The organism is Spirosoma areae (assembly GCF_054781775.1).
In genome coordinates this window covers 281,949-298,748 of sequence record NZ_BAAGTT010000016.1, presented here as the reverse complement: position 1 = coordinate 298,748, position 16,800 = coordinate 281,949, and the positions used below count along the sequence as shown (strand labels likewise).

Genomic DNA, 16,800 nt, shown 5'->3' with positions numbered 1-16,800 from the left:
TCAGGCAAAACAGGGGGAATGCCACTTAATTATTCGGTGGCAGACGATTAGCGAAAACTATGCCAATTGTAGTATCTCCGTACAGATTCCGTTGACTTAATGAATTAATGCCCTCAGAGAAAGAAATTTACCGGGCTGTTGCCAGGCTGTTTGAGCGGCTTTATGAGAGGAGGGTTAGGCTACTGGAGGCCTATCTGTCGCGTACAGTGACTACTGCGTTCAGATGAACAAATATATGTACGAAGCTTTTCTGGCGGGCCGGTATTTACTGTTCGGTAGTTTAGCTGGTATAACGTAAAAGGTCACTCTGCATAGAGTGACCTTTTACGTTATACCAGCTAAACGAGTACGTCAAAAATCGTAACCCAGGGTGAGATACGGAATTGGCTTGCCAACCGACTTATCTTCAAGTCCCCAGGCATAATCGAACTTGACAAAATAACCGAAAAGCATGGTTCTTACACCAGCCCCATACCCAATCAGAAACGGATTTTTAAAGTTCGTGACAGTTGCCCGGAAAGGAATATTTCCCCCGCCAACAACCTCGGTATTCAAACTGTTTTGCTGACTGAATGGCCCACTACCCGTCCAGGCGGTACCAATATCTGAAAAGGCAACCAATTGAAGATTCCGCAGGAAATTAGACGTCACATTGCCCCGATACAGGTATCGAATAAGCGGCAGGCGGAGTTCAGCATTGAAAAGCATATAGCTGCTCCCGGTAAGTTTCCCCTGTCGGAAACCCCGCAGCGGAGCGGCAAAATCCAGAAAGAAAACATCCCGATAATCATAGGGAACGTTGTTCTGAGATACGTTGGGAATCAGCAGTGGATTGGAGGCAGTCGACTCTTTCTGGCCGGCAATCCAGTTCTCCATGCCACCCAGCGTGCTTTTTTTAGGCGATGCCCCCCCCGACTGGCTAAACGAAACACGAGTAGCGAGGACCAGATCGCGGTGAATTCGCTGGTAATGCCGCAAATCGAGCGACAGTCGCCGGAACCCCTGCGATGAGCCTTTCAAACCCGCATATTCCTCAAACCGAAGTTTCGCCCGTGTGCCAACCGTCATGTTCATACCATTGACTTTGGTATTGTCGAAGACAAACTCGCCCCGCAACCCGGCATAGTCGGAAACACGGTCTGGCTCGTTAAACGACGACAGGTCGATCAGGCGGGTAAGGGCATAAAAAGGAGATACGGTAAAGCGGCTGTTCACTGAAATCGGATAAGATGCCGAAACAGCAAAGCGGTTGAACCGGTATTTCTGAAGTAAACCGGCCCCATCGACAAACAAAGTCTGCCGGTCAACCCGTCCCCCATAATCAATCCCGTGTTTCAGGTTTGTATATTCAGCAAATAAATCGCTGTTTCGAAGCGTATTGGTCAGGCTGATAAATCCACCGGCACGCAGGACGTGGTTCTCCAGCAAATCGGTTAATGTGACTTCCTGAGCATAGCCAAATCCCTTGATTGGGTCGATGCGCCAGTTAGACGGAGCCTCGTTAATGCCAAATGTTCCTTTATAATCAAATGGACCCCGAATGGTGATGTTTTCGCGTCGCCGATTGCGGGGAGGTGCTGTGGTTAGCCCCGGCGAAACGCCCACCACCGAACGGCGCTGGCGATACTCGGCTGCTTTCAGCACTTCAGGGTCAAATTGATAATTATCCGTATCGACTTCGCCCGGCTCCAATGCCAGTGTTTTTACTGGTTGAGACGGTAAATCAGCCACTTTACGCCCGCCCCCGGTGGTATCTGGCCGGGTAGCCCGGTTCGTTGAATCCGATCGTACCGGCCCCGTTCGTGTCGAAGTCGTGGCCCGGTTAACCGTAGTGCTGCGCTGAGTGGGTGGTGCCTGTAGTGTTTGGGCCAGGTTTAGTTGAGAGCGAAATCCAACGTACTCGTCCCCATTTTTTAAACTGCTATAGACGAATCCACCCGTAATTGGGTTAAGATCATACAACTGAATACTTTGCGGAAAAGCCGTTACCTGATTGGTCGCCTTACTCTCGGTATCGAGCCGGTACAGGTTGCGAATACCGTTCATATCGTTCAGGAAATATACCGTTGTCTCACCCGACGGAATTGGTTGGGTTGCGTGCGCCAGCGAATCGGTTAGCCGAACGACGGCTAAATCGCGGGCACTTCCTTCGTGCGAAAAAAGGCTCAGGTGGTCGCGGATGGTTTTGTACGATCCTTTATCGACGCCCAGCGTATCGTCTTTGCGGTTGGAGCTGAAGACAACCTGCTGAGCAGTGCGCCCAATAAACGACGGGTATAAATCGTCATAGAGGTCGTTGGTAATCTGCTGATACGAGCCGCGATTGATGCTGTACAAAAATAAGTCGCTCTGCCCTTTGCGCTCGGCACTCAGGATCAGGCTGCCGCCATCCTCCGATGCGTCCATCCAGACTACCTGCGAGAGGCCATTCACCTGCCGCTTAAACTGGCGTTTGGGACGCTTCTCAAAATCGCTGTACTGGTAGAGGTTAGTTTGGCCTAATTCATCGGTAATGATAAGCAGGTTGTTATCGCGCTGCCAGGCTACCAATGGCGTACTGGTTTGTGTGGCCTGCCCGTCGAGCCGATACCCTCCCGACAGAACGGAGGTCTTTTTGCGGGTTGTCGTGTTAACAACTTCGACATTGAATCGTCCGTCACGCACCGTAGAGTAGGCAATAAACTGTTTGTCGTTGCTCAACTTTAAGCTAATCAGCGATGATTTGTTATCGGTCGACCCTATTTTAAGCTGGAAATTATCGGCGCCAGCCTGATAGGATTGGGTTACGGTGCTGGCCATACCCGTGTAATACTCGCGCCATTCGCGCAGAAACCGGCTGTAGGGCACACCCAGCGTGCTGGAAATGCTGTTTTGTTCATTGCGAATGATGCGCGTAAGGTTCAGAATGTTCGACACATTATCGCGGCCATAGCGTTGAACGATGTAGTTCCAGATGGAGTGTCCGGCGTGTTCAGCGTCGATACCTGACAGTAGCGACGGTTTTCGGATGGGGTGCGTCAGCGAAACATCGCGCATGTAATCGTCCAGTTCCAGGCTATTCCCGTCAGCGATGTAGGCGGCAATGCCGGGCATGAACCAATCGGGCAATGTCAGTAGCAATGAACTCTGGAGCGCGTCTTTCAAACTTCCGCCGTAGAGCATATCATACACAAACAGCATGGAAATATCGTGTACGATCTGCCGCCGAAAACTGACCTGGTCGCCCGTAAACGCCAACTCGACCCGCGATTTAGACAGGTTCTGTTCCCGGCTGCTCAGGCCTCCCTGAGCGTTCAGACCAACATTGCTCTGGGCAAGTTCGGCGGGCGAATTGAACAGAAATACTTTAACCCGATTGTAGGGCGTATAGCCAAGCAGTTCAGTAATACGGTCAAATTCTGACTCTGCATACTGGGCTGTCAGATTAGCAATCTGGCTGCCATCCTGATAGTAATAAATCTCGAAGTTCGAGGTCCTGACAATTTTCCACTCAAAATTGCGGTATTGGATACGATTTTTCCCGAACCGTTCGAGCGACGGATAATTTTGTGCCGCAGCCACGCTCAATCCGCCCAGCCATAGGCTCAACAACAGAATGTATTGATTTCGCATAACAAGACAAGTAACCAGCCCATCCTAATCTGATATGGCGGCACAATAGCATTAATTTTGCTGAATATCACTCAAAAGTCGAACAATCGCTGTCCGGCTTCCACTAAATTATTTCGTGTTACTATAACGAAATATACCGGCTAATATTCGCTTCGGGTTCCAAATCTTCACCATCCAGCAGGTGCCGGGCAAACTGCTCAGCCAGGTAGGGTGCCAGCGACACGCCTTTGGTGCCCATCCCGCCAAAAATACCCACAACGGGTTGTGTGGGATGTATGCCGACAAAAGGTCTTCGATCTTTAGTGGACGGCCGAATGCCCGCCTGCTGCGCCACCACCGTATAGGGAACTTTCAACAACTGGGCCACTTTCGTCTCTAAGAACTGTCGGGCATCCTCCGTTGTTTGCCAGTCCAGTTCATGCCAGCTATAGGTTGCCCCGATTTTCAGGATTCCTTTCCGAACAGGTAAAATAAACAGCCCCTGATTGACTATAGTGGAAATAGGATAATTCTCGACGGTCGCCGTTAGAATCTGCCCTTTAACGGGATTGTAGGGAAGCCAGTCAAATAACGGATTCTCGCGGGCCATCGCCCCATCGCAAAACAGAACTTTCCCGAACTCAACTTCTTTCCAGATTACCTTATCGTTGGTTATGGTCAAGTCTTTATGCTCAACCTTACCCTCGAAATATTGATTTTTTTTAATAAAATAGCCTTTAATAATTCGGACGAACTCCGTTAAATCTAACCACCCGGCCTGCGTCACGTCCAGCCCCCCGAACGGATTGTTAATAAAGTCACTATAGTGCTGATCATCAGGCGAATTATTCACATATTGACGCACATCCGGGTCGGCTGACAGTGCCAAATAGGCAGTCTGTTCGTCTGTCGACCGAAACGGTCGGTAAATGGTTTTGGGGTGAAAAAACTGAACACCAAGCTCCTGCTCGATGTGGCTGTAAAATTGATGCAGAAAGGGAAACAGTTCATTGGCTTTCCAGGTGCGAACCAATTTGCGGCCCGTTAGCGGATTGACAATACCAGCCGCTACCGCCGAGGCCGACGGCAGGGCGGGGTCATCAACCAGCAGCACCGAACAGCCACGCCGGTCGAGGGTCCAGGCCAGCACGGAACCCGCTACCCCCTGCCCAACAATCAGAAAATCAGCTTTCAATTGAGACTATTACTTAAAAAAAGAATGTTGCAAAAGAAGCGTAAATCTCTCATGGGCTAATCTTCGATAATGGATTTATTTTGACTGATTAGAAGAAATAACGGTAAATATATACCTACTGCGATTAATGACATTAACAAACCACCAATTGTACCGATGCCCAGCGCGTACCAAAACGCTTCCTGTTCATACAGCAGAAATGGAACCATGCCTACAACCGTTGATAAGACAGTTAGCAGTACCGGGCCAATTTTATGCCTGAATGCTTTTTGATACCCAGCAAAAGTGGTCAGGGTAGGGTATCGCTTGTTGAGCCGGTTCATTTCGGCTACGATAAAAATTCCCGCACAAACAACATTGCCCGCCAGCAAAAGAAAGGACGCATAGCCGCCCTGGTCAAAATTGCTATCCGTCCAATAGAACGCTGAAAATACACCGGTATACGACAGTGGAATTAACCCGATCAGTGCCAGTGGTTGCCACAAACTCTCAAAAATTATGGCACAGATGATATAAATCAGCAGAACAATCAGCCCGATTAATTCATAGGGCGTTCGCTCGTCCGCGCCGAACCAGAACTTCTCGGCTGCTTTGGCGGTGTAGCCAAGCGGCAGCGTAGCACTTAACTCATGCAGGGTTTTGGTCAGAAATTTCTCCCCAAAATTATAGCTACCGAAATACTCAAAACTGACCAATCGCTTGTATTGCTGGTCTTCTTTATGAATCTCCGGCGTTACCGGCTGCCGCAGAACGGTTCCAACATCACGCACCTGAGTTAAGGCCGACCCAACCGTTAGCGGTTGGTTTTGCAGTTGCCAGATGTCTACGGTTCGGCTTTGGGAGGGAATTAGCTTAATGGGTTCGTAGTCACCATTGATAAACGCATACTGGTCGGGTTGAGGGCGGGCGTTCAGGTCGGCCAGCCGGTCGTATAGTTGCGTGGCGCCAATGCCGCGTAGGGCCAGTCGCTGAGGGTCGGTTTGCAAGACGAATTCATAGAGTCGCTTGCGCTGATACAGGCTTGGGTTGCGGTTAATATTTACGTCCTGAATACGCGGATGCTTTTCCAGCAGTTGTTTCAGTACGCTGGCCTGCTGCGCCAACTGCCGGTAGTTATAGCCAAACATTTCGACATTGAACGTAGGCGATTCCTCGTCATTCAGGCTCTGACTGAAGCCCTGCCCAACGCCGAAAATATCCCAGTCGATGCCACTCATTTCCGTCGATAGCAGAATCGCCCGGTTCTTTAACTGGTACGGAAACATGCCTTTGTCGTGCGGCTCCTTAAAGTAAACGACCATACTACCTTCCTGCCCGTTATTGACCTGGGTAATAAATTTGTCAATTTCTCCGTACTGACTTAAACTCGACTCAAACCGCCGAAATACGGCATCCATCTGTTCGGGTGTGCTCTGGTTAGGCAATTCGGCAGTGACGTATAGGGCTGTGCGTTCGGGCTCACGCTGGTATGACCCTTCATACACATAGTTAACAAACAGCCGAAGCGTTCCGCCCAACCACTTGTTGAGGTATGGTTGCAAGTTCTCGGCATACCACTCACTACCCAACGTAGCGTTGTAGTAGGGAGCCAATGGATTTTTCGTATCCAGCTTGTTGGGCAACCAAAATACCGGCAGGCCAAACAATAGCATAGCTCCCAGCATTGCCCAGCGCCGATACCGTAACAATACGCTGAGCGAATGCCCATACAGCCGTTCCCACCAAAGACTCCGCCTTGCTTTTTTTGCCTGTTTATTTCCGCTCTCCTGTTTAGCAGTTTTCTCTTTGGGCCAAAACTGCTCCATCACGGCTGGGGTGAAAACCATCGCCACCAACAGGGAAATAAACAGCGTAACGGCCATCACGACCGAAAAATCGCTCAATGCCTGGCGGTTTTCTTCAGGCAGGAACCAGACAGCGATCAGCCCGGCACAGGTTGTCAGCGTAGCACCCAGCAGAGCCGTAAAGGCCCGCAGATCACGGTGTCGGCGGTAATGGTCGATCATTACAATAACGTTGTCCATCACAATGCCAAGCGAGGTGGTCAGGGCCGCTAACGAATAGAGGTGAATCTCAACGCCCATCCAAACAAAAACCACTACCGATAACAGCAGCGTGACGATGGTACTAATCGTGATTAAGGCTACATAACGCAGGTTGCGCGTTGTCAGGGCAACAAACAGCAGCAAAATCACGATGGCGACGCTCGTCTGAATACCGATCTTACGCAGATTTTCCCGAATATAAACCGTCGCGTCATAATCGACATCTAAGCGGTAGCCGGTTGGTAATTTCAGCTCGGCCACCTGCTTGTTCAGTTGCCCGGCGACCGTTAGCTGATTCGCTCCGGCCGCAGCCGTCAGGACTACGTTAACCGCTGTTTTGCCGTTGATGCGGTAAAAGTTGGTGGCTGGTGGCTCCTGCCGGGAAACACTAACCACGTCGGTTAGGTAGATGATTCGACCGGCCCGATTGACAACCGGAATCTGCGACCAGTAATCCGACCGATTGGCCTGCGTGTTATCTAATCGAACCCGTAAACTCTGGCCGTCTACTGAGATAACCTGCCCCAGCGGTTCGCGCTGAAAATAGCGTTGCACAGCACTACGGAGTTCATTTTCAGTGAGTTGTAATGTAGCCAGAACATCAGCGTTGTAGGTCAGTACCCACTCTGGGCGACTGCCGCCAAACACGGCTACACTGCCAATGCCCTCCGTTGCGGCCAGACGGGGTTTTAGCTGCTCATTGGCGTAGCGTTGCAGGTCGGCGGTTGACACGGGGCCGCTGAGTTGCAGGGTAAGCAAGGGTTTGGTGCGGCTCTCCTCATTGGGCGTATCTAAGCTAATCTGCGGATAGTCTACCTCTCGCGGCAGTTGCGGATACACCTGCCGAACCAGCGCGGCCAGTTCAAATCGCAGGGCATCGGCATCCGCCGACCGATCAATTTCCACCGTAACGTAGCCCCGGTTGTAGCCCGACACCGACCGGACTTTTTTGACGTTGGCCAGTGTACTGAACGCCCCCTCCAGCCGGGCCGACACCTGCCTTTCGATGGCTTCGGGCGAGGCTCCCGGCCAGCCGTAACTGACTGTGATTGAGTGCCCCGCACGCGAAGGAGCCAGTTGCACCGACAGCCGGGGCAGCAGGGCCAGACCCATAACCGACAGCACGGCAAACAAAATCAGAAACTGGTAGGAACGGGGTAGCATCGTGAGTGAATGAGTAATCAATCTATGGATTCAACCTTGAAAATTTAAAGGCGGAGTTACTATTTACCAGGTTGATGAACAAGTTTGCCTAAACCCAATCAGGGTTTTCTTCCTGTTTTCAACAAATTTATATACATAAGTATCAACCTAAATTATTTTTCATTATACTTGGCAGATAAATCCATAATGTCAACGCTCTACGTCGAATCACATGCTTTTTCCAACCCGCTTCCCGATTTGCAGCCAATGCTTAACCTCCTGCGAAGCCAACGTATTATGGCTCTGCTCGGAAGGATTGACCAACCTCCAAATTGCCGGGCGACTTAACCGTAGCCCTAAGACGATTAACCGCCACCGCGAGAACATCCGCCAGCGATTTGCGTTGACGGGCTATCATGCGCTACAGCAATTTGCCCTGAAAATCAAGCCAGAATTAGAAAAATGGAGGATTTTATTTGCCACAATGGATAACATTACCCATAAAAATGGGTAATGTTATCCATTGTGGCATAGGGTAGAAAAGGTTGAACTTTGTAGCGTTCTTTATTTTAAATCACAAAATATAATGAAAAACAAAAAACGCTTACTCGCATCTCTGCTTATATGTGCAGGCTGTTTTTTCAATTTACACCTTGATCATTCAACTTTATCAGTTGGATCTGAAGCCTATGCCTATAGGGATGATGGAGGTGGGGGCTCAAGCGAGGCAACAAAAAGATATACAACCAATAACTGTTGGTATATGGATCCAGGCCCTTCAGTTGGATCGCAATGTGCTACACCTGATAAAGCTGGTCCTTGTGATAAAACAAGTGCTTGCCATTAAGATTTTGTGAAAAGTATGCCGGTAGGCTTAGGTTTACCAGGCATACTTGTTTACATATCATACAGGTTAGGTGTTTATCCAAATTCTTGTAATTAATTTAATTTGTCCACAATGATTTCTAAAAAAACCATACCTACAACGTTAATGTTGATAAATTTTCGCTTGATATACTTTATATTGAATTCTAAAATCTATATTGTACTTCTACTTTTACTGATATTTACATTGTATGCTTGTAACAAAGAACTGGATCAATCTAACAATTTATCAGAAATTAATACTACTGACAAACTAGAGAAAGTCAATATACATATCGATTCTATTTCAATAGAAGTAGACAGTATATTATCCTTCTATACTGTTTTCAATTTCTTACCCCATAATAAAGATATTGTTTTTTTAGGCTATGATCATACTCGCCACTCAATTAATACTATTAATATTAGTACAAAAAAAGTTTTAAAAGTATCAAAATTAAGTAAAGAAGGGCCTCAAGGAGTTGGAGAGATAAACGGGATTTACTGTCAAAGTTTAGATAGTATATTCGTATTTAGTTCAAATGGTCTTTCTTTATACCTTCTAAATAGAGATGGATTAATAATTCACAAGTGGCCAATGAACGAAAAAGATAGTCGCAACGAGAAATTTTATATATTTAATCAATTTACTTTAATCAAACCCGATGGTTTCTATTTCGATAATACAACAAAGGATGTATATATAAGAAATTATTACTATGAAAAGAGTATAAGTAAAGAATCCAAAGAATATTTTGCCAACGCAAAATTGTTAGGAAAATTTAATATAATACAAAATACACCATCCCTTTTAAACATTGAGTATTCTAATGTTTTAAAAACTAATTATGTTGGCTATTTACACGACCCGTACATAACTTTTATCAATAAACATGGAGTTCTGGAGAAGATTGTGTATAATTTTCCGGCAACATCTGAAATATTCTCTTATGACAACTTATCAAAAAGAGTTACTCAATATAACGCTAAATCAAGGCCAGTCGAACTGCACATAGATTTTTTAAATTGGAAAGATTCCAATAAACCAGAAAAATTACTATCATCACTAAATACTGACGTTATTTACGGAAAAGTTATACATATTAATGATCAAAACAAAGATATGTTTTTTCAATTTTGCATGGACAAACCAAAAAATTCTGCTGCGAAAACCTCTACCCCATCTGTCCGGAAAGTTTTTTTGAATATCTATGATTCTAATTTTAATAGAATATATACAACTGAAATGCCTTATAAAATGGCTCATTTCTTTAATAGCTTTTATTATGAGGGGAAAATTTTTGTGCCAATTTTAAAAAGTGAGAACGAGTTAACTTTCACTACAATAAAAATCAAATTTAACAATGAATACTTTATTGGTCAGTGAGTAAGTTTGTTATGTAAGCTGCCTTTGCTTTCTGTGGCAATCTGCAAATAATCCGATTACGAAGCCCTTCGCCGACGCTGTGTTGAACTCAGTCAGGCCGGTTGGCAACAAACAGGCAGCCATCGCTCAGACCTTTGGACTCACTCAACCTTGGGTCTCTCGAACCCTGAAGAAATACAATCAGCAAGGGCTAACCGCCTTACAAGAAGGCAAGCGAACCGGTGCCCCGCCCGTTTATCGGCCGAACAACTGGCCCAGTTAGTGAGTGAACTTAACAAAGGGGACGGACATCACGGATTCAGCAGGGCCGTTTGGACCCGCCCGCGAGTCAATACGGTTATTGAAAAATTATTCGGAGTTAGTTATGACCCGTCTCAAGTAGGCCGGATTTTGAAAAGAGTAGGTTGGAGCAGGCAGTTACCGAAACGCAGGGCTAGTCAGCAAGACACGCGAGCGGTTGCCCAATGGCGAGACGAGCGATTACCCGAACTCAAAAAAAGCTGAGGGGAAGGTCGCGTCATTTTACATGTGGATGAGTCGGCCTGCTATCTATTACCGATGCTGGGGCGGACTTGGGCACTCCGCAGTCAGACACCGGTTTTGCGGCAGCAAGCGGGTCGTGATTTGGACCATAACCTGCAAACAGAGCCGTCGTATTACGAAACGCTTTTGTATATCTATCCGCATCAGGGTTTGGTTCGGGAGCATTTGTTGGACGCCCTCAACATGCTGATTCTGGATGCGCTCGAACAATCCGCCAGCATTGCTTCAGTTATTAACGCCGTTTGTGACCAGGTGCTGGCCTATCAGTCCCAGATGAACAACGAGGAGTTGGCCAATACGGTGATGAGTCGTATCCGGCATTTTTTATACCATGGCGTTTTGGCCGTAGTCGCATGAGTGAATTTAAATGGGAAGGCTTCGTAAGCATGTTTGGTTTGTTGTTGGCTGGCCTACTAACCAACTGCCAGCCCACAGCTTCCACAGCCGGGCAAGCCGATAGCACCGGTTTGAATAAACCCGTTGCGGCTAATAACCCAATCGTCGTTTGCCAGTCCGTTCACGTTGGTACTTTCGCCCTCATCTCTGCCGCCACCGGTCTAATCCGAACACCCGCTCAAAGTAAACTGAGTTTCCGCATTGGCGGCACTATCCATCAGGTTCTGGTTCATAATGGGTCAACCGTTTCGGTGGGGCAGCTGATGGCCCGCTTAGATGACCGCGACCAGCGATTAGCTCTCCGGCAGGCGCAGGACCAATTAGCCGAGAGTCGCGTTCAACTACGCGCCTTACTTGCCGAATATGGCGGCACCGAACTCGATACAACAAGCATTAAACCCAACGCCCGTGCTTTTGTGCTCACTAAAAGCGGCTATTACAAAGCCCAAACTGCTATAGCCCAGGCCCGCCAGCAGTTGGAGTATTCCACCCTGCGGGCACCTTACGCGGGTATGGTAGCCAACCTGACCGCCAAACCGTATAATTTCATCACGTCCTACGAACCCTTCTGCACGCTGCTAAGCCGGGTAGGGTTAGTCGTTGAGTTTTCGGTGCTGGAAAGCGAACTGGTTGCGGTGCAGGTTGGTATGCCCGTGCAAATTATGCCTGTAGCCCTGCCCGGTCGTAGCTATACGGGCCAGGTTTCGGAGATAAATCCGTTTGTGAATGCGCAGGGGTTGGTCCTGGCCAAGGCCCGTATCACTCAGCCAGATAGCCGATTATTTGAAGGAATGAACGCCCGTATCAGTATAGAACGGCGGTTAGCCAATCAGTTAATTGTCCCCAAATCGGCAGTGGTCGAGCGGTCGGGCCGTAAAGTGGTTTTCACGGTTGAGGCCGGGAAAGCCAATCCAGCGGTTCCCCGTCGGGACCGGGCCAAATGGAATTATGTGACCATTGCCCACGAAAATGATACCGAAGTCGCCATTAGCGAGGGACTAAAACCCGGCGACCGCGTGATTGTTTCAGGCAACCTCAACCTGGGGCACGATGCGCCGGTGACTGTTCAACGTCCATGACCCGCTACCTCCTCCACCGCCCCATTGCCGTTTGTGTCGTCACGCTGTCACTGGCCTTGCTGGGAGTGCTGGCTTTCCGGCAGTTACCCGTCTCGCTCCTGCCCGACATTCCCGTGCCGGAAATCACGGTGCAGGTGAGCTACCCCACCGCTTCGGCGCGGGAGTTGCAGCGAACCATCGAGCAACCGCTCCGCAACCAGCTTTTGCAGGTCAATCATTTAGATGGCATCGAGTCAGTCACCCAAAACGGCCTGGCCGTTCTAACGCTCCGTTTCGACTACGGCACCAATATCCGGCTGGCGTATTTAGAGACAAATGAGAAAATCGACGGTATTCTGGGACAGTTACCCCGCGACCTGGAGCGGCCAAAGGTCATCAAAGCCGGAGCGGGCGACATTCCGGTTTTCAATCTGAACGTGATGCCCGGCCCAAACTACCGGGAGGATTTTCTGGCCCTGAGTGAGTTTTGCGAGAACGTACTGAAACGGCGCATCGAGCAACTGCCCGACGTGGCCTTAGTGGATGCAACGGGTCTGGCGCAACCCGAAGCGGTTGTACAGGTCAATCCGGGCAAGCTGGCAAGCCTGGGCCTGACCGCGCAGCAGTTGGCCGATGTGCTGAAGCAGGCGAACCTTCAGCCGGGCAATTTCAGCGTTCGGGAAGGGCCGTATCAGTACAACATCCGCTTTTCGTCGGTGCTGAAAACTCCGCAGGACGTTGAACAACTATATTTTAGCGTTGGCGGGTCGGCTGCATCGCAAACGGGAGCGGCTCAGAACGACCCACGGGTCGCGTATTTCGCCGACAACGTGCTGACCGCTCAGGAAACGCGCTCCGAATCGCCCCGCCGGCTGATTGCCCTGCGTGAAGTGGCAACGGTTTCCCTGCGCGAACGGCCACTCACGGGTGCCTATACGTTTAATGGCAAGAGAGCCGTCTGTTTAGCTATCGTCAAGCAGAGCGATGCCCAACTGCTACACCTGCGTGAAGAATTAGCCAAATTACAGGCTCAATTCAGGAACGATTACCCACAGGTTCAGTTTGCCCTTAGTCAGGATCTAACCGAATTACTCGATTTATCCATTAACAACCTCATCAGCAACCTGCTGACGGGTGCGCTGCTCACGTTCGTGATGATTTTCTTTTTTATGCGCGACCGTCGTATGCCGTTATTAATCGGCCTGGTGATTCCGGTTTCGATTGCCGTTACGTTCTTAGGTTTCTATCTGCTGGGGTTATCCATCAATATCGTGTCGCTGGCCGGGTTAGTGCTGGGCATGGGCGAGATTGTGGATAGCGCTATTATCATTCTGGAAAACATTGAGGAGAAGCGGGAAGCTGGCCTACCTGTCGAAGAAAGCTGTGTGTTGGGCACCGAAGAAGTTATTCGTCCCCTGTTCACGTCGGTGCTAACCAACTCAGCGGTGTTTCTGCCGCTCCTGCTGCTGAGTGGCCTGGCCGGGGCGTTGTTCTTCGATCAGGCGGTGTCGGTATCGCTCGCGCTGGGCACATCGCTGGTCTGTTCCTACACACTTATACCGGTGCTGTATTATCTGCTGTATCGACGGGAAACAGGCCCGAAGGCTGTTCAGATACCTACTCGGTTTATGAGGTGGTTAGACGTGGGGTATCAGGCGACATTTTCGGCGGCATTTCGGTTCAAATGGGCCTTGCTGGTTAGTTTGATTATTTTGCTGGGTGGAGCGGTCTGGATGGCCCTTCGCCTTGAGAAGCAGGGGATGCCCAACATCAGCCGAACCGAACTGGAAGTATTTATCGACTGGAACGAACCCGTGACCGTTGCCGAAAATGGCCGCCGAACCCAACGACTTATTCGTCAGTTACAAACCGCTCCTGAGTACGTCAGTGCGTTTGTGGGGCAACAGCAATTTCTCTTAAATCGCCAACTTCAGCAAAGCGAGAATGAAACCCTTTTGAGTCTACAAACCAATTCGGAACAGGCGTACCGGGGCCTGTCGGCTCAATTAATTAACCAACTGAAACAGCAGTATCCCGACGCAGTCGTTGCTGTTCGTCCGGCCCGAAACGTGTTTGAGCAACTATTTAACACCACAGAACCGGCGCTTCGGCTAAAAATCTATAATACGCAGGGCCAGCAACCTATCGACCTAACGATGGCCGACCGCATAGCCAGTCAATTAGCCTACTCGGAAAGTCGCACCTCTAACGTAGCAACAAACTCCACCGGGCAACAAAATCAATTGGTTGTGCGGTTGAGAGCCGACAGACTATTGCTCTATGATGTTGATGAAACTACCGTCATACAAACGCTAAAAACCGTATTCAACAACAATCAGGTCACAAATCTGCAAAGCGAGCAGCATTTTATTCCGTTGGTGCTTTCGATACCAGACAAGCTTAACGCTGGTACAAACTGGAAACAGTCATTCGTATCTAATCGGCAAAAGCAACCGATACCACTGCTAAACCTGATCGTCGTAACGCCCCAAAGCGATTATAAGCTATTCTACGCTGATAAAGAAGGTGCTTACGTACCCGTTGATTTCGGAGTTGACAGCCCCAATACAAAAATAGTACAGCATCAGGCAGACAGCTTGTTGCACCAGGAAACGGGGGTTTTGGCTGGGTGGTCGGGCCGCTACTTTCGTGATCAGACCTACCTGACTGAACTTCTGGCGATTGTGGCCGTTGCTATTTTGTTGCTGTTCTGCATTCTGACAGCCCAATTTGAATCCATCCAACAACCGCTTATTGTGCTGTTAATTATCCTGCTGGGCTTGGCGGGTGCAATCTGGTCGCTTTATCTGGCGGGCGAAAGTTTGAATGTATTATCCGCCATTGGCATGGTCGTTCTAATTGGCCTATTAGACAATGATTCCATTCTGAAAATTGATACTATGAATCGCGGTATAGATTCCATGCCGTTGATGGACGCAATCCGGTCAGCAGGGCAACGGCGGCTGAAATCGCAGGTGATGACATTCCTGACAACCGTGTTAGGGCTATTACCCGTGTTGTTCAGTGGCGGATTAGGGTCGGAATTGCAACGCCCCCTGGCCTTATCAGTGATCGGCGGTATGTGTGCTGGGGTGTTGGTATCCTGGACCGTAATTCCACTACTCTACTGGTGGATGGCCCGCCCTAAAGCAAATTCATCTGGCTCATAATCTACTGACTTTCAACCTCCATTCTTAATTTTCCCCTTACCTCTTTCCCGGTGCAGTTCAGCCAGCCGCCGGTCGGCCTGTTCGATAACCCAGTCGACCTGCTCCTCAATGGTCATGTGGGAGGTGTCGAGCAGGGTAGCATCGGGCGCCTGTACGAGTGGACTTTCGGCGCGGGTGGTATCAATACGGTCGCGCTTTTCGAGATTCTGAACGATGTCTTCCAGGTTGATCATTTCTCCCTTTGCCAGCAGTTCCTGCTGTCGGCGTCGGGCACGGGTATAGGTGTCGGCGGTCATGAATACTTTCACCTCAGCATCGGGGAACACCTTCGTACCAATATCGCGGCCATCCATCACAACCCCGCGTCGGCGGCCCATTTTCTGCTGCTGCGCCACCAGTGCCCAGCGCACTTCGGGAATGGCGCTTACCTCGCTGACGATGTTGGAAATATACATTTTACGGATTTCCTCCTCTACATTCAGGCCATTGAGGCAGGTTTCGTTCTTGCCGGTGCGGGGATTATGATTGAACGTGATGTGGATTTTCTCTAAGGCACTGACAACCTCCCGGTTACTGAACAGCGAAACGCGCTCCTGAATAAAAAACAAACTAACTGCGCGGTACATAGCCCCGGTGTCGATGTACCCATACCCCATTCGGGCGGCTACGGCTTTAGCTGTTGTACTCTTTCCACAACTGGAATAGCCATCAATGGCAATCACGATCCTCGGCATGAATAAACGTCCGCCGAAGCGGGAAGATTTGAGCAAAATAACCATAAAAACGGAGGATAATCAACTTAATCGCCACTGTTAGTAGTCATCAGGATTAACGAATGAATGCCCGCGATGTTCAGACCGGAGAATGGCAAAAATATGCTCGTCTAAATACGCGTTGTTTTTAACGGCTGCTTTTCGATGAACGGCTTCGTGCTGATAACCCGCCCGTTCGAGGACCCTCATTGACCCAATGTTACCTTCCAGAACACAGGCAAAAATGCGGTTTACCTGAAAATTTTTAAAGATATATTCCGTCATAATTGGCAAGGCCTCGGTCATAAGACCCCGCCCCCAATAGGCCTCACCGAGCCAGTAGCCAATTTCAGCATTGTAGCGATAAATATCATCTTTTACGGTGAAGCCAATATTACCTACCGCCTGCCGGTCGACCTCAACGGCTAAATTGTTGGGCTGCTGGTAGGATTTATTCGAGCGCACCCACGACTGAGCATCGCGAGGGGTGTAGGGGTGTGGGAAAAAGTCGCGGACATTATCCCAGATTCGCCGGTTGCTGGCATGGCGTACCAGTGATTCCTCATCGCCCTCGCGCCAGGGACGTAGTTGACCGGTAGTAAGCGGAAAGGTGATCAAGGTTGTCGTCAAGGGAAGCAGCGAGTTAATTACGTCAC

The 16,800-nt window shown here is 49.2% G+C and carries 12 protein-coding genes; 7 read left to right on the top strand and 5 right to left on the bottom strand.

Annotation, left to right across the window (positions count from 1 at the left end; genetic code table 11):
• Nucleotides 1-351: 351 nt before the first annotated feature.
• The 3 genes from ACYVI1_RS07290 to ACYVI1_RS07280 form a co-directional block, all read right to left on the bottom strand.
• Nucleotides 352-3,612, bottom strand: a complete 3,261-nt coding sequence (locus tag ACYVI1_RS07290) for a hypothetical protein (RefSeq protein WP_460908313.1) — start codon at nt 3,610-3,612, stop codon at nt 352-354.
• Between the two features lie 121 nt (nt 3,613-3,733).
• Nucleotides 3,734-4,786 carry an NAD(P)/FAD-dependent oxidoreductase gene (locus tag ACYVI1_RS07285; protein ID WP_460908311.1) on the bottom strand — a complete coding sequence of 351 codons (1,053 nt, stop codon included), beginning with the start codon at nt 4,784-4,786 and terminating at the stop codon, nt 3,734-3,736.
• A gap of 56 nt (nt 4,787-4,842) precedes the next feature.
• Nucleotides 4,843-7,995, bottom strand: a complete 3,153-nt coding sequence (locus tag ACYVI1_RS07280) for an efflux RND transporter permease subunit (protein WP_460908309.1) — start codon at nt 7,993-7,995, stop codon at nt 4,843-4,845.
• Between the two features lie 211 nt (nt 7,996-8,206).
• On the opposite strand from ACYVI1_RS07280, the gene ACYVI1_RS07275 reads away from it, so the two are divergent.
• The 7 genes from ACYVI1_RS07275 (at nt 8,207) to ACYVI1_RS07245 (ending at nt 15,392) form a co-directional block, all read left to right on the top strand.
• Complete coding sequence (locus tag ACYVI1_RS07275; RefSeq protein ID WP_460908307.1) at nt 8,207-8,488, top strand: helix-turn-helix transcriptional regulator; 282 nt, start codon at nt 8,207-8,209, stop codon at nt 8,486-8,488.
• A gap of 444 nt (nt 8,489-8,932) precedes the next feature.
• Complete coding sequence (locus ACYVI1_RS07270; protein WP_460908305.1) at nt 8,933-10,225, top strand: DUF4221 family protein; 1,293 nt, start codon at nt 8,933-8,935, stop codon at nt 10,223-10,225.
• Nucleotides 10,226-10,304: 79 nt separating this feature from the next.
• Nucleotides 10,305-10,487, top strand: coding sequence for a helix-turn-helix domain-containing protein (locus tag ACYVI1_RS07265; protein WP_460908303.1), 183 nt, complete (start codon nt 10,305-10,307; stop codon nt 10,485-10,487).
• Nucleotides 10,487-10,729 carry a helix-turn-helix domain-containing protein gene (locus ACYVI1_RS07260; RefSeq protein WP_460908301.1) on the top strand — a complete coding sequence of 81 codons (243 nt, stop codon included), beginning with the start codon at nt 10,487-10,489 and terminating at the stop codon, nt 10,727-10,729. Before ACYVI1_RS07265 ends, ACYVI1_RS07260 begins: the two co-directional genes overlap by 1 nt.
• Nucleotides 10,730-10,783: 54 nt before the next feature.
• Nucleotides 10,784-11,125 (top strand): hypothetical protein, encoded by a 342-nt coding sequence (locus tag ACYVI1_RS07255; protein WP_460908299.1) that lies wholly within the window; start codon nt 10,784-10,786, stop codon nt 11,123-11,125.
• Nucleotides 11,122-12,243 (top strand): efflux RND transporter periplasmic adaptor subunit, encoded by a 1,122-nt coding sequence (locus ACYVI1_RS07250; RefSeq protein WP_460908297.1) that lies wholly within the window; start codon nt 11,122-11,124, stop codon nt 12,241-12,243. The genes ACYVI1_RS07255 and ACYVI1_RS07250 overlap by 4 nt, the downstream gene beginning before the upstream one ends.
• On the top strand, nt 12,240-15,392 hold the full coding sequence (locus ACYVI1_RS07245; protein ID WP_460908294.1) for an efflux RND transporter permease subunit: 3,153 nt from the start codon (nt 12,240-12,242) through the stop codon (nt 15,390-15,392). Before ACYVI1_RS07250 ends, ACYVI1_RS07245 begins: the two co-directional genes overlap by 4 nt.
• An 11-nt stretch (nt 15,393-15,403) precedes the next feature.
• On the opposite strand, the gene cmk is transcribed toward ACYVI1_RS07245, so the two are convergent.
• On the bottom strand, nt 15,404-16,126 hold the full coding sequence (gene cmk, locus ACYVI1_RS07240; protein WP_460908292.1) for a (d)CMP kinase: 723 nt from the start codon (nt 16,124-16,126) through the stop codon (nt 15,404-15,406).
• 78 nt (nt 16,127-16,204) lie between these two features.
• Entirely contained in the window at nt 16,205-16,774 is a 570-nt protein-coding gene (locus tag ACYVI1_RS07235) for a GNAT family N-acetyltransferase (RefSeq protein WP_460908290.1), read from the bottom strand.
• Nucleotides 16,775-16,800 lie beyond the last annotated feature (26 nt).

Excerpts from the sequence above, each read along its gene's own strand:
- ACYVI1_RS07290 (WP_460908313.1), bottom strand. The coding sequence starts at position 3,612 with ATGCGAAATCAATACATTCTGTTGTTGAGCCTATGGCTGGGCGGATTG.
- ACYVI1_RS07280 (WP_460908309.1), bottom strand. The coding sequence starts at position 7,995 with ATGCTACCCCGTTCCTACCAGTTTCTGATTTTGTTTGCCGTGCTGTCG.
- ACYVI1_RS07275 (WP_460908307.1), top strand. The coding sequence starts at position 8,207 with ATGCTTTTTCCAACCCGCTTCCCGATTTGCAGCCAATGCTTAACCTCC.
- ACYVI1_RS07270 (WP_460908305.1), top strand. The coding sequence starts at position 8,933 with ATGATTTCTAAAAAAACCATACCTACAACGTTAATGTTGATAAATTTT.
- ACYVI1_RS07255 (WP_460908299.1), top strand. The coding sequence starts at position 10,784 with ATGCTGGGGCGGACTTGGGCACTCCGCAGTCAGACACCGGTTTTGCGG.
- ACYVI1_RS07250 (WP_460908297.1), top strand. The coding sequence starts at position 11,122 with ATGAGTGAATTTAAATGGGAAGGCTTCGTAAGCATGTTTGGTTTGTTG.
- ACYVI1_RS07245 (WP_460908294.1), top strand. The coding sequence starts at position 12,240 with ATGACCCGCTACCTCCTCCACCGCCCCATTGCCGTTTGTGTCGTCACG.
- cmk (WP_460908292.1), bottom strand. The coding sequence starts at position 16,126 with ATGCCGAGGATCGTGATTGCCATTGATGGCTATTCCAGTTGTGGAAAG.